Origin of the sequence: Halobacillus naozhouensis (genome assembly GCF_029714185.1) — a bacterium.
Taxonomy (GTDB): Bacteria; Bacillota; Bacilli; order Bacillales; family Halobacillaceae; genus Halobacillus_A; species Halobacillus_A naozhouensis.
Genome location: NZ_CP121671.1, coordinates 3,941,960 through 3,956,799, shown reverse-complemented (window position 1 = coordinate 3,956,799; position 14,840 = coordinate 3,941,960). Strand labels below are relative to the sequence as shown.

16 protein-coding genes are annotated in these 14,840 nt (G+C 41.8%); 11 read left to right on the top strand and 5 right to left on the bottom strand.

Annotated features, from left to right (window positions below):
* Positions 1–6: 6 nt before the first annotated feature.
* Positions 7–1,056, bottom strand: coding sequence for a M14 family metallopeptidase (locus tag P9989_RS20215; RefSeq protein ID WP_283076640.1), 1,050 nt, complete (start codon positions 1,054–1,056; stop codon positions 7–9).
* Between the two features lie 246 nt (positions 1,057–1,302).
* On the opposite strand from P9989_RS20215, the gene P9989_RS20210 reads away from it, so the two are divergent.
* The gene (locus tag P9989_RS20210; RefSeq protein WP_283076639.1) at positions 1,303–1,755 is read left to right on the top strand and encodes an SgcJ/EcaC family oxidoreductase; all 453 of its coding nucleotides are present in this window, start codon (positions 1,303–1,305) and stop codon (positions 1,753–1,755) included.
* Between the two features lie 255 nt (positions 1,756–2,010).
* A complete protein-coding gene (locus P9989_RS20205) occupies positions 2,011–3,885 on the top strand; it encodes a Xaa-Pro dipeptidyl-peptidase (RefSeq protein ID WP_283076638.1) in 1,875 nt (624 codons plus the stop codon).
* A gap of 95 nt (positions 3,886–3,980) precedes the next feature.
* Here P9989_RS20205 and P9989_RS20200 read toward each other — a convergent pair whose 3' ends face one another.
* From P9989_RS20200 to P9989_RS20190, 3 genes are all read right to left on the bottom strand, one after another.
* Entirely contained in the window at positions 3,981–4,811 is an 831-nt protein-coding gene (locus P9989_RS20200; RefSeq protein WP_283076637.1) for an STAS domain-containing protein, read from the bottom strand.
* Positions 4,812–4,886: 75 nt separating this feature from the next.
* Positions 4,887–5,690 carry an ABC transporter permease gene (locus P9989_RS20195; RefSeq protein WP_283076636.1) on the bottom strand — a complete coding sequence of 268 codons (804 nt, stop codon included), beginning with the start codon at positions 5,688–5,690 and terminating at the stop codon, positions 4,887–4,889.
* Positions 5,687–6,325, bottom strand: a complete 639-nt coding sequence (locus tag P9989_RS20190; RefSeq protein WP_283076635.1) for an ABC transporter ATP-binding protein — start codon at positions 6,323–6,325, stop codon at positions 5,687–5,689. The genes P9989_RS20195 and P9989_RS20190 overlap by 4 nt, the downstream gene beginning before the upstream one ends.
* Before the next feature lie 210 nt (positions 6,326–6,535).
* On the opposite strand from P9989_RS20190, the gene P9989_RS20185 reads away from it, so the two are divergent.
* Together P9989_RS20185 and P9989_RS20180 are read left to right on the top strand one after the other, a co-directional pair.
* Positions 6,536–7,105: a GNAT family N-acetyltransferase gene (locus P9989_RS20185; RefSeq protein WP_283076634.1), complete on the top strand. Its 570-nt coding sequence runs from the start codon at positions 6,536–6,538 to the stop codon at positions 7,103–7,105.
* Between the two features lie 185 nt (positions 7,106–7,290).
* Positions 7,291–8,223: a DUF4349 domain-containing protein gene (locus tag P9989_RS20180; RefSeq protein ID WP_283076633.1), complete on the top strand. Its 933-nt coding sequence runs from the start codon at positions 7,291–7,293 to the stop codon at positions 8,221–8,223.
* Positions 8,224–8,369: 146 nt separating this feature from the next.
* On the opposite strand, the gene P9989_RS20175 is transcribed toward P9989_RS20180, so the two are convergent.
* Complete coding sequence (locus tag P9989_RS20175; protein WP_283076632.1) at positions 8,370–8,891, bottom strand: GNAT family N-acetyltransferase; 522 nt, start codon at positions 8,889–8,891, stop codon at positions 8,370–8,372.
* Positions 8,892–9,054: 163 nt separating this feature from the next.
* On the opposite strand from P9989_RS20175, the gene P9989_RS20170 reads away from it, so the two are divergent.
* From P9989_RS20170 to hxlB, 7 genes are all read left to right on the top strand, one after another.
* Positions 9,055–9,492 (top strand): SRPBCC family protein, encoded by a 438-nt coding sequence (locus tag P9989_RS20170; protein WP_283076631.1) that lies wholly within the window; start codon positions 9,055–9,057, stop codon positions 9,490–9,492.
* Positions 9,493–9,613: 121 nt separating this feature from the next.
* The gene (locus P9989_RS20165; RefSeq protein ID WP_283076630.1) at positions 9,614–10,756 is read left to right on the top strand and encodes a DEAD/DEAH box helicase; all 1,143 of its coding nucleotides are present in this window, start codon (positions 9,614–9,616) and stop codon (positions 10,754–10,756) included.
* 25 nt (positions 10,757–10,781) lie between these two features.
* Positions 10,782–11,492, top strand: a complete 711-nt coding sequence (locus tag P9989_RS20160; RefSeq protein WP_283076629.1) for a CAP domain-containing protein — start codon at positions 10,782–10,784, stop codon at positions 11,490–11,492.
* Positions 11,493–11,669: 177 nt separating this feature from the next.
* Positions 11,670–12,692, top strand: coding sequence for a LacI family DNA-binding transcriptional regulator (locus tag P9989_RS20155; protein ID WP_283076628.1), 1,023 nt, complete (start codon positions 11,670–11,672; stop codon positions 12,690–12,692).
* Positions 12,693–12,694: 2 nt separating this feature from the next.
* Complete coding sequence (locus tag P9989_RS20150) at positions 12,695–13,651, top strand: sugar kinase (protein ID WP_283076627.1); 957 nt, start codon at positions 12,695–12,697, stop codon at positions 13,649–13,651.
* Positions 13,652–13,655: 4 nt separating this feature from the next.
* Positions 13,656–14,309 carry a 3-hexulose-6-phosphate synthase gene (gene hxlA / locus P9989_RS20145; RefSeq protein ID WP_283076626.1) on the top strand — a complete coding sequence of 218 codons (654 nt, stop codon included), beginning with the start codon at positions 13,656–13,658 and terminating at the stop codon, positions 14,307–14,309.
* Positions 14,278–14,832, top strand: coding sequence for a 6-phospho-3-hexuloisomerase (hxlB, locus tag P9989_RS20140; RefSeq protein WP_283076625.1), 555 nt, complete (start codon positions 14,278–14,280; stop codon positions 14,830–14,832). Before hxlA ends, hxlB begins: the two co-directional genes overlap by 32 nt.
* Positions 14,833–14,840 lie beyond the last annotated feature (8 nt).

The following is a 14,840-nucleotide window of genomic DNA, read 5'->3' as shown; positions in this document are numbered from 1 at the left end:
TGGCGGTTATTCACCAGAGTAGTTACTTTCAGGCAGGGTTTCCCAGAATGAAGTGTCGGCGGATTGGATCGAGCCGTCAGCAAGCGCCTTCAAGCTCGCTTCCATAGCTGTTACCACCTGTTGTATGAGGTAACCGTTACTCTTCTGTCCCAAGACGTAATCCTCGTACCAATGGTCTGCCATTCCACGCACTTCCAGTAGTAAGGTTGCGATTCCATACTCTAGGGCCAACCCGTTTCTGCTGATCGTTGGTTTGTTACTGCCAGGGTATTTGGAAATAAGACCATACCCTTTAGAGTCAATTGCATTGTAAACGACTGCACCAAGCTGTTTTGATTGTTCCCGAACTTCTGGATCTACATTTTCGTTAGTTGGATAGAGGATAGATCCGGATACAAGCTCCCCAGTATCCCCTAAAGTCGTTTGAGTCCCCTGATGATGCAGGTCAATCATATAATCTGGCTGATATTTTTGTAGTACATTTTGATGTAATGCTTTTGTTTCCGGCTGATTACGCTCTACATGGTCACGGTTGAGGTCAACACCATTTGCGTTGTAACGAGTGTGAGTGCCGGCAACATAATCCTCCAAGGAGAAATTGACATCACCTTCTGCCCCGTCAACATTTAGCCGTGGAGCGATTAGTACATTTACATTATTAAGGATTTCCTGCACTTGTTTTCCGTTAGAAGTTAAGTGTTTAATGACTTGAAGGGCGCCTTCTGTTGTCAGCGTTTCATTCCCGTGCTGCTGAGTTAAAAATAATATGGTAGGGTTATCTTCATCGATGCCGAAGTTGGCCAAGTATAAATCCCTGCCTTGTACGGACTGGCCATACACTTCAAGCTCTAATGCTTCCGAACGCTTATCAGCTTTTTCTAAGAATTCCACCATTTCATCATAGGAGTGGAGACGCTCATTTTTAATTGTTTCATTTCCACCGTAGTTCGGTCCACTAGGGCCGTTATCCCCTGCTAGAACGGTATTTCCTGTTAAGAATGTTCCCGATAACAGTAAGACACCGCTTACTATTGCTGTTAGTACTTTACTTTTCATAGATATCCTCCTCGAGATTAATCTACAAACTATTTCTCTTAGGAATAGGGTAATTCCTGTTAATAAAAGGAAAATAATTCCGTATACCTACTGTTTATGAAAGTTGGCGTTAAGAAGAGGTCTTTCGAAATGGATATAAATCCCTTATTTGAGGCAGGTTGTGTGATAATGGCTGTAAAGAAGTTTTCTAGTGGCAGATATGATACATTCAATGTAACTAGAATCTTATAAGAGGAGGCAAATCAGTTGGATAACACTAGAATAAAAGAAGAAGTGACTGACCTTTATCAAAAGTTAATTCGTGCGTGGAATAATCGCAGTGCAAAAGGAATGGCTGACTTATATACAGAAACAGGGGAACAAATTGGATTTGATGGTAGTTTGTTAGCGGGACCCGACGAGATATCCACCCACCTTAGTGAAATTTTTGCCCAGCATCCTACTCCACCTTTTACTAGTAAAGTAAAGGAGGTTCGGCTATTAGGAGAGGAAAGTGCAGTACTGCGTGCTATCGTAGGGATGGTCCCACCTGGTAAATCAGAACTCAATCCAGAGCTTAACGCACATCAAACACTTATGGCAGTGAAAATAAATCATGAGTGGAAAGTGGAACTTTTTCAAAATACGCCTGCACAATATCATGGCAGGCCGGATTTAGCAGAAAATATGACAGAGGAATTAAAGAACACTTCAAATTAATAACCCAGAGAAGCTGATGCTAGAGGGAATCTAGGATCGGCTTTTCTGTTTTTTGGATCGGCCATCTGCTAAATTACTCTAAAATTTAGCTCATTGAGCAGGGCATGTCTACATATCGGTCTGTACATTTCCTCCTGGTGCATAAGACCTGCGTCCTTTCTATTGATTTTACGTTTTTCATGTGCAAAACAAGGAATTGTCTAGATTTTCATCGAATGTAAAAGTTATGGAATTCTATCAAGGAGGGGATTATGTGTGAGGAAAAGAATATTCTTACATACTACGTTTTTATTATTGATGTTATCCACAGTAGCTGCCGTTCAGCCAGCGGCCGCTGAAGAAGGGAATGCAAAGTCTTCAGATGTTCAACAAATTGAAGTGGTGGATGGAAAAACTCAACCGGTTTATTCCCACGAAGAAGCCATCAGGGAAACCGTCTTTATTGAAACATCCGTAGATAGTGACGGGGACGGCGAACTCGATCGTGTTCATGCAGATATCATTCGACCGAAGGAAACGGAACAGGGTTTGAAAGTCCCCGTTATCTATGAAATGAGCCCGTATCGTGCTGGACTTAACCCGATTAACTTTCATGATGTCGATGTGCCTTTAAATCCAGTGGATCATAGGAAGCCTGTGAAGAAAGGTAAAAATAAGCAGGAGGCAGTAAGTCTTACTGAGAATCAAGGCGCAACCAGCGCGACGGTGGCCGGTGCGTCTGAACCCTCTTTTCCTGGCTACTATGATGATTATTTCGTTCCGCGCGGATATGCAGTAGTCCTGGCGGAAAGTTTGGGCAGCGGACTTTCTAATGGGTGTGCAACTTCTGGCGGCAAAAACGAAACACTTGGAACAAAAGCTGTAATTGATTGGTTAAACGGAAGAACAAAAGCTTATGACAGTGAAGGGAATCTGGTTAAAGCTGATTGGACGACAGGCAGTACAGGAATGATCGGCATTTCATATAATGGGACTCTGCCGAATGCTGTCTCCACCACAGGTGTGGAAGGCTTAGAGACGATCGTCCCAATTGCTGCAATCAGCAGCTGGTATGACTATTATCGTGCGAATGGTGCAGTAGTAGCACCAGGAGGTTATCAAGGGGAAGACACAGACGTGCTGGCCCAGGCCGTTACGACACGAGCGAATCCTGAAGAATGTAATGACGTGCTGAAGAAGCTGGAGAGATTACAGGATCGCGAAACAGGCGACTACAATGAGTATTGGGATGAACGGAATTATGTAAAAGATGCTAATAAAGTTGAAGCCAGTGTGTTGGCCGTACATGGTCTTAATGATTGGAATGTTAAGATGAAACACTTATCTCAATGGTGGGATGCCCTTGGGGAAAACAATGTAGAGCGTAAACTTTGGCTCCATCAGAGCGGACATGCCAATCCCTATTACCTTCGTAATGAAGAATGGCTTGATACACTGAATAAATGGTTTGATCATTGGTTGTATGATATTGACAATAATATAATGGAAGAGCCTATGGTAGATATTCAGCGTGAAGATGGGGATTGGAAAACGTATGACTCATGGCCTGCCAAAGATGCCAATGGTGTATCGCTTTATTTCCAGCAGGAAGGAACCAGCCTTGATCCTAAGCCAATGTCAGGAAAAAACAAGACGACAGCCGCGTTTGTAGACAATCCGTCTATAACAGCCAAGACGCTTGCGGAAAATCCAAACAGCGAGCATGAGAATCGTCTCGTTTACCAAACCCCGAAGCTTGAGTCTCCATTGCGGATTAGTGGAACCCCGGAAGTTTCTATTCGGGCAAGCATTGATGCCCGTGCCGCTAATCTCACTGCATTGTTAGTAGATTATGCTCCAGATGGGGAGACTTTTGAAATTGTTACAAGGGGATGGATAGATCCACAAAACCGCCATTCGATCTCTGAATCGCACTCCCTTGTACCAGGGAAAGAATATAAGTTTACTTGGGGGATGCAGCCCGATGATTATATCTTTGAAGAAGGTCATCAACTAGGTGTGGTGCTGCTTGCTTCCGACCATAACTATACGATTCGCCCGGAAGCGGGTACTAAGATTACAATTGATCCGAAGCGTAGTAAGGTCATCTTGCCAATAGTAGACGGAAACAAGGCTGTTACTTTCGAATAAATAATTTATCGCATAATCACTGAAGTGCCTCGCGTGTATCCGCCCGCGAGGCACTTTCTAATTAAGTGGTTATAAATATTGTTGGAAGCTGGTTTCTATTCTTTGACGATAAAGTGTTCACTTAATGCCTGTTGTAAAGTCGCTAAAGTTTTCGTATTTTGATTAAATGAAAGTCCCGGGTCTGTCATCTCTGTTACAATTTCCTTTCTTAACCCTGTAATAACAGTCTTGCATCCCATCATAGATATGCCATCAATAATCTTCATTAAGTCGAAAATAATTTCCCTATCCATAGATGCAATTCCCGATAAATCTATAATTAATGTTTGCATTCCTAACCTTGAAACTTCTGTCAATACCTTCTCTTTAAGAATATCAGCTCGAGAGGAGTCTACAGAACCGATTAATGGCAAAATAGAAACAGATTGATTGATGGGGATAATCGGAACCGATAAATTTTCTACTAACTCTCTTTGGGCATGAATTAATGAATCCTTGTATGTAGAGTAACTAATAAAGAATGAATTTAAAAATCCATCCACTCGGTCATTTATTTCTAGTTCCAATTCAAAGAACTCCTCAATATTCCTTTTCTGTGCTAATTTATAATATCGTTCTATAAAATTCCATAAGGTTCTTCGGATAGCTTGTACCCACTCCAACTTAAATGATAATTCTATGGAGTGAGTAGCCCAGGCGATACCTTCTTGTTTGGCAAACTTATTAAGTTCCTTCTCTTCACCATTTATAATATAAACAACTAGTTTATGCGCATTATTGACAAGATCAATATTACCTATCTCAAGGATTTTGCTAATTTTATCTTTGACATTTACTGCTTCTGATAATAGTGTACTTTCAAAAATCTGGTTATTCTCTTCCACGAAGTCTCTTAGCTTAAAGGTTGAGTCAAAAGTAAATTCCATACCAATCCCTCCAAAGGAAATTTTCATTATAAAACAATTATATCTTGTTTAATAAAAGAACTGAAAAAATTCAAATCAACTTTTTCCATTCATCGCGTTATGAAGCAATTGACTCCGTTCATTGAAAAATACTTTATAAGCTAGATTAACAAATAAAATGACCGTCAGGGAAACGGCTCCAATAATACCTAACAAAATGGCAATTTGATATTCAACAGCGATAAATGGACTTGCTCCAGCCAAAATCTGTCCTGTCATCATACCAGGTAAAAACACAATCCCCATACCGACCATTTTATTAATTGTCGGCAGAATCGCAGAGTCAAAGGCACGATTCACCCATTTTTTAGTGGCCGCCTGAGGACTTGCACCAAGCATTAAGGCTGCTTCCACTTTCTGACGCTGATCATTCATCCCATCAAGCAAGGTTTGTACACCAAGCGTCACCCCGGTCATGGAATTGCCGATAATCATGCCGGCAATGGGAATAAAATACTGTGGGTCATACCATGGGGAAAGCTGGATCACGATAAAGTTGAAGTAAAGTAAGCTAACTACTGACCCAGCAACCATAGAGATCAATATCGCACGCTTTAACGGTTTGCCCAGTTCCCCTCGTACCCTGCTTGAAATATTCCGTACCGAGAAGGCCACCATAATGGCAACAATAAGAATTGTAAGTAACGGGTGAGGGTTATCAAACAATAGCATTAGAATATAACCAACGATGAGCAGTTGCAGTGTCATTCGTATCGTTGCAATTAAAATCTGCTTTTCCCTTGGGATCTTACGCCAGCGAACAATTGCTAATAAAATAAGGATAAATACATAAGCGGCTCCCAACTGCCAGAGGGTCAAGTTGATCATTTCTTCTCTCATGAGGGACCCTTTCCTTTTAACGTGTATTCGTGAAAATCAATCGTTATATCGGAGAATGCAGACGCAATGGAGCTGGAGTGGGTGACGAAAATGACTGTTCTCTCCTGCTCTTCAGCAAATGCCATGAAGTTCTTCATCACTTCATGCTCCAGCTCTTCATCAAGAGAAGAGGTAGGTTCATCTAGTAAATATACAGGGCTGTCCATCAATGTGATTCGTGCCAAAGCTAAGCGCTGCTGCTCCCCGCCGGATAGCCTTTCCGCCTCATCATCGAGGTTTTTGTGTAAACGAAACCGTTCAATGGCTTGCTTACAGGTTGCTTCGTCAGGCTCCTCCTGGTCAGCGAAACGCACACCGGCCAAAAGATTCTCTTTGACGCTTTCGCCAAACAATACGGGATGTTGTGTCAGCATTGCTACTTCTCTTCGATGGGCAATGGGCTCCAGTTCGGTGACATTTTTTCCGCGAAAAAAAATTTGGCCATCACCAGGTGAAATCATATGGTTCAACAGCTTTAAAAATGTAGACTTTCCACTGCCGCTTTCACCCACAATACAGGTTTTCTGATGTTCGTGAATAGTTAACGACGGTACATGCAAAATATCAAGATATGTAACGTTTTCAAAAGTGAACAAAGCGGAAACACTCCTTAAACATACATAGATTTAAAAGGGATTATCTTTACAACAAATTTTATCCCATTTTGGGCCTGAGAGAAACTAATAAGAAATGAGCCATTCCTCTAATTTTCCACAAAAGATGGCAAATTATCAAACGGAGTAGAGAAAGAGTTCATATTGAAGTATGATAACGCTTAAAGAACAGTTTTTTTAGGAGGGGAAATGATGAGCAGAATAGATCAATCTTGTAACATTAAATTCTTGGAAGGGAACAGACTCTATTTAAGGCCGATTGAGCAGGAGGACTTGGACTTATTCTATAGGAAAGCTTTATGGGATGAAGAGGGAAGAAGACTGACAGGGACACAAGCTGTATTTAGCCGTGCGGGTGTTCAAAACTGGTTTGAAAGGAATTCAACAGATAGCAGCAGAATTGACTTGGTGGTTTGCCTGCAGAAAAACAACCAGCTTATTGGCGATTTGGCGATGCTTGAGATTGATCATCAAAATCGAAAAGCTGTGGTCCGAATTTCCATATTTAATAAAGCATACTGGGGTCATGGATATGGTACGGAGGCTATGTCGCTGCTGTTAGAATTCGGATTTAATCATTTAAATTTACGCCGAGTAGGCCTGGATGTCTTTTCATATAATGAAAGGGCGATGAAATCGTATCAAAAGCTAGGATTTAAGCAAGAAGGAGTCATTCGAGATGATCTTTACTATGATGGGGAATATCATGACTCTGTATTAATGGGTGTTTTGAAGGAAGAGTTTACCAAAATGAAGGGTTGATGATTATTCCACGCCTAATGTGAAAGAAGTAAATAGTACTGTGTTAAGACGTATCGTTTTTCGTTATCTCGGAGCCGAGCAGTCTTATAACAGTGAGTCAAAATTATTTTAATAAAGGAAACCTTTTCTTGTAACTGACGTCTATACATAACAAAGAAATAAAAATAAAGCTATAGGGGGCACACATGAAGAAATGGTTTTATATCGTGTTGGTACTTAGCTTCTTTATTCTAGCCACAGCCTGCAGCAGTGATTCTCAAAGTAGTGAAGCGGGTAATGAAGCTGCTTTGATGAACGAGGGGAGTAGCGGAGAAAGCGGGAAATTTGCTCCTGCACCAAATGAATCAGGAGTTGCTCAGAAGGATGGCTCTTCTCAAGGAGAAAAGACTTCAACCGAAACGGCAAAGGTCAACCAGTCTGATCGAAAAGTGATTTATACGGCAAACCTTAGGATAGAAGTAAAGGATTACCAGCAAACCGTCGCCGACATTCAAACACAAGTCGCCGAACGCGGGGGCTATATAGTGGAGTCAAATATGTCCGGGGAGACTGGAGAGGGATCAGTCAACGGGTATGTCACTGCACGGATCCCTCAAGGGAAGTTCCGCGAGTTCATCAAGTTAGTGGAAGAAGGCAGCGGCAAGGTGCTTGAAAGTTCGATTTCAGGTCAGGATGTGACGGAGGAATACGTAGATCTTGAGTCTCGTTTGAAATCCAAACAGGTAGTAGAGAAGCGTCTGCTATCTTTTATGGAACAAGCTGAGAAGACAGAGGATCTGCTAAAGATTTCTGAGGATTTGGCCAAGGTCCAGGGGGAAATAGAAGATATTCAGGGACGCATGAATTATTTGCAGAATAAAACAGACCTGGCGACCGTGACGGTTCATATTCAGGAAGACAATGTTCGAATCTCTGGAGTGAACAGCGATGAATTAAATACGTGGGATCAGACCAAGCAGCAGTTTTTAAAAAGTATTAATTTCCTTATCTCGATTTTCTCGGGTTTGATTGTATTCGTAATTGGCAGTCTGCCTGTATTGATTTTCCTGGCCATCATCGGTCTGGTAGTATTTTTAATTATGAAGAAGGTAAGAAATAAACATTCGCAGAAAGGATAATAGACAATGTATCAGCTATGCTAATCAAACCAACGTTGGATTTAGAAAAGCTGAGAACTGTATTGAGGAAGATGGAAATGTAGTAAGAAGATTTTGGATAGAGCCATAATTTAGAAAGGTCCACGATCGGTGGACCTTTCCCACTTCTAACTATTCCATTCAGAATCTAGTATGCTCATCTCGTAGAGGCTCCAGTACTCATCATTCATTTTTCGGTGATCACGAAGCAGCCCATCTTTCTTAAAGCCGACCTTTTCATAGCAGCGAATAGCAGGTTGATTGAAATCGAACACGCCAAGACTGACTTTATGCAGCTGCAGCTGATCAAAGGCCACTTTCAGCACTTCTTTCATCATCAAGGTCCCTATTCCTTTGCCACGTGCTTCATCACTGACGATCACCTTTCCAATCCGAGCCGATTGATTTCCTCTGTCAATATTCCTTAGAGCAATATGCCCAATTGTTGCATCTGTCTGTTTATCGACTACGCTATAGATGAGCTGGCTCGAATGATCGGAATTCGAATCTACTACATATTCTTTTAATTGTTCATAATTCAGTGGATAATGAAACTTAGGACCGCCCCATTGAAGCAGGAATTCTGGTGACGTCATCCAATCTATCAGTTGGGGAAAATCTTTTTCTGAAAAATACCGAAGTTCAATCATCGTTCTATCGCCTTCCTTTCACCCTTCGTAACCTTTAGTATGGTTACTAGTGTACTTTTTCTTATAGAGGAAGTCACGAACCGTGATGGTAGACATTAAAGGGGATTAACGGAACAATGTCGAAAGAAATACTCAAGAGATATTGAGGTTTGGAGGGATGTACATGGCGTTCTTAGAGCGGGATGTTCTAATACATAAGCCGATAGACGAAGTATTTGCTGCAGCGACTGATTTTTCAAAGAGTCCGGAAATGATGGAGACCGTGGTGGAGGTGGAGCCTTTAACTGAAGGACCAGTACGGGAGGGTTATCAATTTAAGGAAGTACGTGAAATTCGTGGACGAAAATCGGCATCGATTATTAAGGTGACTGAGTATGAGCATAATAAGTGTTATTCTGTTCGAAGTGACCAGCATGGGATTGATTTACGTTATCACTACACGTTTGCAGAAACAACGGAAGGGACGAGAATAGAGTTCATAGGAGAACTGGATACGAAAGGTTTGCGGAATACTCTTATGAAACCACTTATTAAAATGATCATTAAAAAAGAGGACGCTGACCATTTAGATAAAATGAAGACACTGCTAGAAAATAACTAAGCTCAATGTGATATAATAAACCAAATTAGAAGCCGTACGAAAAAGGTCTCTCATCGACAATAGGGACCTGTTTTTTGTGAGTGAAAAATGTTGCGGCACTATAAAGGAGAGACAAGCAATTATGAATGAATCGTCAGAACCAAGCTGGTTTCAAAACATGGCTCCTTTTTTAAAGGAAGCATGGGAGCGGTCAAGTTTCAAGCAGCCAACATCTGTTCAGCTAAATGCCATTCCTTTTATAAAAGCTGGACAAGACGTCATAGCTGAAGCACCAACAGGGAGTGGAAAGACGCTTGCTTATCTGTGGCCGCTGCTTGGACAAATTGATCCAGTAAAGAAGCATGCGCAAGTACTTGTACTGGCTTCTTCCCATGAACTGGTGATGCAAATCCATCAGGAGGTTCAGACATGGTCAAAAAACAGTGGGATAACAAGTACCACTCTAATCGGCGGCGCGAACGTAAAACGCCAAATAGAAAAGCTTAAGAAAAAACCACAAATGGTTATCGGTACTCCGGGCAGGGTATATGAATTAATGAAACAAAAGAAACTGAAAGCACATGAGATTAATACGATTGTTTTGGACGAAGCAGATCAACTTCTTGTCTCTGAACATATAGAGACTGTACAGAACATAGTCAAAGCAACCCTTAAGGAACGCCAGATTCTTCTTTTTTCAGCAACCTTGCCTGAAGAAGTAGAAACGTCAGCCCAGGAATTCATGAAAGAACCGGAAATTGTGCGTATCAAGAAGGAAGCTTTAAGGCCGGATGCTGCACACGCATATATTTCTACGCAGGATAGAGATAAGCTGGAAACCCTTAGGAAATTAGCTCGCATGGAATCGTTTAAAGGACTGGCTTTTGTAGGGGATATTGGCAATCTGAGTGTTTATGCTGAGAAAATTAGATATAAAGGATTAGATTTAGAAATCCTGCATAGTGATGCAAAAAAAGAAGAACGTGCCAGGGCTTTAAAAAGATTTCGAAATGGGGATATTACTCTTTTGTTAGCTACAGATGTAGCTGCTCGGGGGTTAGATATTAAAGATATCACCCATATTGTAAACCTGAATGTTCCTAAAGTCCCTTCTGATTACATTCATAGAGCTGGGCGTACAGGGCGGTTAGGGTCACATTCAGGGACAGTTGTCTCTCTTGTAAACCCGGTAGAAGAAAAGCGTCTGAAAAAATACGCAAGAGACTTTAACTTTCGTTTAGAGAAAAAAGAGATGTATAAAGGCATGTTAACCCATTGTGAATAAATATTAAAATAAAGGAGTGAGAGAGTTGTTTAAGAGACTCTCTATCATTTTAGTTACTGTTTTAGCTATAGTTTCCTTTACTGCTCCTTCTTTTGCTTCTGAGCAAAAAACATGGACGATAGAGCAGGTTGATTCTTTTGAGGAATGGACGAACCAATTACAGAGGTGGCTGTCTGAGCAGAATTTTGAATTCAGTAAAGAGAGATTTGAGCAAAACTTTAAAATCCTCTTTAACCCTGAACAAATACCCATGAACCAGCAGCCACAACAGACTGGGAAGGAACAACCAGCTGAGCAGCCCGCTTCAGAACCTTCTCAAGTTCCTGCAGAGGTAATAGAGCAGGCCACCTCCAGCTATGAAGAAAAAGTGGTTCAGCTGGTAAATGAAGAGCGCGCAAAAGAAGGGCTTTCCCCTCTTAAAATGCATGATCGCCTAAGTGATCTAGCGCGGATGAAGTCACAGGATATGGCTGATAAAGGCTATTTTAGTCATACGTCTCCTACCTATGGCTCTCCATTTGACATGATGCAGCAATATAACTTCAGCTATTCAGCAGCCGGTGAGAATATAGCTGCTGGCCAGCGAACGCCACAAGAGGTTGTAGAAGGCTGGATGAACTCTCCAGGACACCGCGCAAACATTATGAATGAACACTTCACCCATATCGGTGTAGGATATGTGGAAGGCGGTTCGTATGGTACGTATTGGACACAGCTATTTATGAACCCTAGATAGAAAGTATAGAAGAGACAGACTCTCACGATGAGGGTTTGTCTTTTTTTATTGGTGATTTTCAGTCCGGCAGAAGAAAAATTTTAAAAAAAGGTTGTAAAACGCTTACATAGATTCTATACTTAACTAAACCGGTTTACTAAATCGGTTTATCTAATTTGTAGAATACGGAGATTTGTTATGAAAACAGTGACTATGGCCGATGTTGCAAAACAGGCAAATGTATCAAAAAGTACAGTATCGCAATATTTAAATAAACGCTATGACTATATGGGGGAGAAGACAAAGGCAAGAATTGAGCAGGCCATTAAAGAACTTGGCTACCAGCCTAATATTGTTGCCAGAAGTTTAAAGCAAAAGTCCACGAAAACAATTGGTGTAATAGTTGCCAACATTCTCCACAACTTCTCTACTGAGGTTAGCAGAGCAATAGAAGATGTCTGTCATAAGGCAGACTTCCACACGATTATATGCAACGCAGATGATGATCCAGATAAGGAAAAAAAGTACATTGAAATGTTAAGAGCCAAACAAGTGGACGGATTAATTATTTTCCCGACTGGGAATAATCGAGACCTTTACAGGAAGATGCTTGATCAGAATTATCCCGTTGTTTTTGTGGATCGATCTGTTCCAGATATCCCTATTTCTTCTATTATGCTTGAGAATGAAAAGGCTTCTGAGTTGGCAGTTGATTATTTTGCCAAAAAAGGGCACGAACGAATCGCGATGATTACTACACCGATGAATGAGAATGTATCCTCCCGTGTGGAGCGGCTAGAAGGATATCAACGTGCACTGCAGTCACATGGATTAGATGTAAGGGAGGATTATATGCGAAGCATCGATCCTGATCAGGTTGAAGGAATTCTTGAGGAAATGCTGGCTCTTGATCAGCCTCCGCAAGCAATTTTGGCTGGGAATGACCTTATTTTAAAAGAAGTGCTGACATTTTCAAAACTTCATCATTTCAAAATCGGTGAGGATTTGTCTGTGATTGGAATTGATGACGTACCTTATGCCAGTTTCTACTCACCGTCCATCACCACTATAGCTCAGCCTACGTTCAAAATGGGAAAAATGGCAGGAGAGCTCTTACTGGACAAAATAAACAAAAAATCTACCGCTGATCAACGACCAGATTATCACTTTGAACCGACATTAATGGTTCGAGAATCTGTTAAGGATAACAAGGAGGACTAGCAATGAGGAAAGATGTAATCACAATAGGGGATGCGATGATCACCTTTGATCCTTCACACAATGGACCGATGAGGTATGCCTCCTCGTTTGAAAGAAAGGCAGGAGGAGCAGAATTTAACTTTGCGATAGGCTGTTCAAGACTTGGCTTATCAACTGGATGGATTAGCAGGTTAGGCAATGATGAGTTCGGGAAATTCATTCGTAATTTTGCTAGAGGCGAAGGCATTGATGTTTCGCGTGTTCACTTGCTGGATGACTATTCCACGTCACTCAACTTTAAAGAAATTCGGGAAGATGGAAGCGGGAGAACCTTCTATTACCGGGATCGCTCGCCAACCGAGGCGTTAACAGAGAGTACCCTTGATGAAGAGCCGCTAAGGCATTGTAAACTGCTCCATATTACCGGGGTGTTTGCCGCGATTGATCCTGATAAAAATATCCCGCTGCTGAAACGGGCGATAACGATTGCAAAGGATCATGGTGCAGCCATATCGCTCGACCCAAATATCCGTCTCAAACTGTGGAGTCGAAAACAAGCCAAAGAGGGGTTAACAGAACTTCTTCCCTATGTAGATGTTTTGTTGACAGGCGAGGAAGAAGCTGATCTGTTGTTTGATACGCATAACCCAGATGCACTTGTTCAATCCTGCAAGCCTTACGGAATTTCAACCGTTGCGATAAAAAAGGGGGAAGAGGGTGCGACTGCTTATCAACATGGTGAAATGATTCAGGTCGAAGCCGTATCCCCTAAAAAAGTCGTTGATACAGTAGGGGCAGGAGATGGTTTTGATGCAGGGTTCGTTTACGGTTTATTAAAAGGGTGGCCGCTGAAACGGACACTTCAATTTGCCAATATTATTGGTTCGATGGTGGTAAGTGTTTACGGAGATAACGAAGGATTACCTGAGCTTGAAGATGTACTGGTGAAGCTTGGAGAACGCGAGTTTATCGAGAGGTGAGACAATGAATCTACAACTAGCATTGGATAGACTGACAGAACAAGAGTGTCTGGATATTTTAACCGATACGAATGAGTCGCTCGACTGGATTGAAGTCGGGACAGGAGTCATAAAGGAGTACGGCCTTGCGATTGTAAGAACTATAAGGGAAGCTTATCCCAATAAGGTGATTGTAGCAGATATGAAAACATGTGATGCAGGCAAGCATGAGGCCATCCAGGCTTTTGAAGCTGGGGCTGATATTACAACAGTGATGGCTTTTTCAGCTGACCAAACGATTACAGATATGTTGGACGTTGCCAGAACTTATCAAAGCAGAGTGATGGTAGATTTGCTAGGAGTTAGCGATAGCACACGAATTCAACAGCTTCGTCAATTAGGGATAAACCTCGTAAGTCTTCATTTTGGCAAAGACATGCAGAAAAACGGCAGCATGGACAGTCAATTGTTTGATTTGGTAAGCCATTATCCGGATCTTGAGGTAGCAGTGGCCGGGGGTATCGGCCTCGACACGCTACCTGGAATTCTTCCACACCAACCCGACACATTGATTGTCGGAGGCGCCATTACGAAACAAGAAAATCATAAGCAAGCTGCAGCCCAAATCAAGGAGGCCATGAAAAATTATGAAGCAAACCATTCACACCGTAGCCTATGAAATCAGCCAGGTTCTTTCTAATGTTAGCGAGGAACAAGCAATTCAGTTATCAAGATCTATAGAGAAAGCAAAACGGATTTTCGTTGCAGGTGAGGGTAGATCGGGAATGATGGGAAAAGCTTTTGCTATGAGATTAATGCATGCCGGCTACAACGTTTATGTAACGGGGGAAACTATCACACCTAATATCCAAAAGGGTGATCGATTGCTTGCCATTTCCGGTTCAGGCTCCACACAGTCAATCTGTCAGTTCGCAAAGAAAGCCAAGGAGCAGGAAGCACAGGTCACGGCCGTTACGACCAACGCGAATTCGAGTCTCGCTGACATCAGTGATGACGTACTTGTCATTCCAGCCGCTACGAAAAAAAGACTTTCAGAAGAACCAGCGACGATCCAACCATTAGGCAACCAATTTGATCAATCCTTACATTTACTGTTAGATGCCATTATTATTTATACGATTGAACAGTCAAAGCAGACGAACAATGAGGAAATGACAGAACGGCACGCAAATCTAGAATAGAGGTGAAG

Bases quoted from the DNA above. Each gene is read 5' to 3' on its own strand.
- P9989_RS20155 (WP_283076628.1), top strand. From the start codon at position 11,670: ATGAAAACAGTGACTATGGCCGATGTTGCAAAACAGGCAAATGTATCA.
- P9989_RS20215 (WP_283076640.1), bottom strand. From the start codon at position 1,056: ATGAAAAGTAAAGTACTAACAGCAATAGTAAGCGGTGTCTTACTGTTA.
- P9989_RS20165 (WP_283076630.1), top strand. From the start codon at position 9,614: ATGAATGAATCGTCAGAACCAAGCTGGTTTCAAAACATGGCTCCTTTT.
- hxlA (WP_283076626.1), top strand. From the start codon at position 13,656: ATGAATCTACAACTAGCATTGGATAGACTGACAGAACAAGAGTGTCTG.
- P9989_RS20150 (WP_283076627.1), top strand. From the start codon at position 12,695: ATGAGGAAAGATGTAATCACAATAGGGGATGCGATGATCACCTTTGAT.
- P9989_RS20175 (WP_283076632.1), bottom strand. From the start codon at position 8,891: ATGATTGAACTTCGGTATTTTTCAGAAAAAGATTTTCCCCAACTGATA.
- P9989_RS20170 (WP_283076631.1), top strand. From the start codon at position 9,055: ATGGCGTTCTTAGAGCGGGATGTTCTAATACATAAGCCGATAGACGAA.
- P9989_RS20180 (WP_283076633.1), top strand. From the start codon at position 7,291: ATGAAGAAATGGTTTTATATCGTGTTGGTACTTAGCTTCTTTATTCTA.
- P9989_RS20195 (WP_283076636.1), bottom strand. From the start codon at position 5,690: ATGAGAGAAGAAATGATCAACTTGACCCTCTGGCAGTTGGGAGCCGCT.
- P9989_RS20200 (WP_283076637.1), bottom strand. From the start codon at position 4,811: ATGGAATTTACTTTTGACTCAACCTTTAAGCTAAGAGACTTCGTGGAA.
- hxlB (WP_283076625.1), top strand. From the start codon at position 14,278: ATGAAGCAAACCATTCACACCGTAGCCTATGAAATCAGCCAGGTTCTT.
- P9989_RS20185 (WP_283076634.1), top strand. From the start codon at position 6,536: ATGAGCAGAATAGATCAATCTTGTAACATTAAATTCTTGGAAGGGAAC.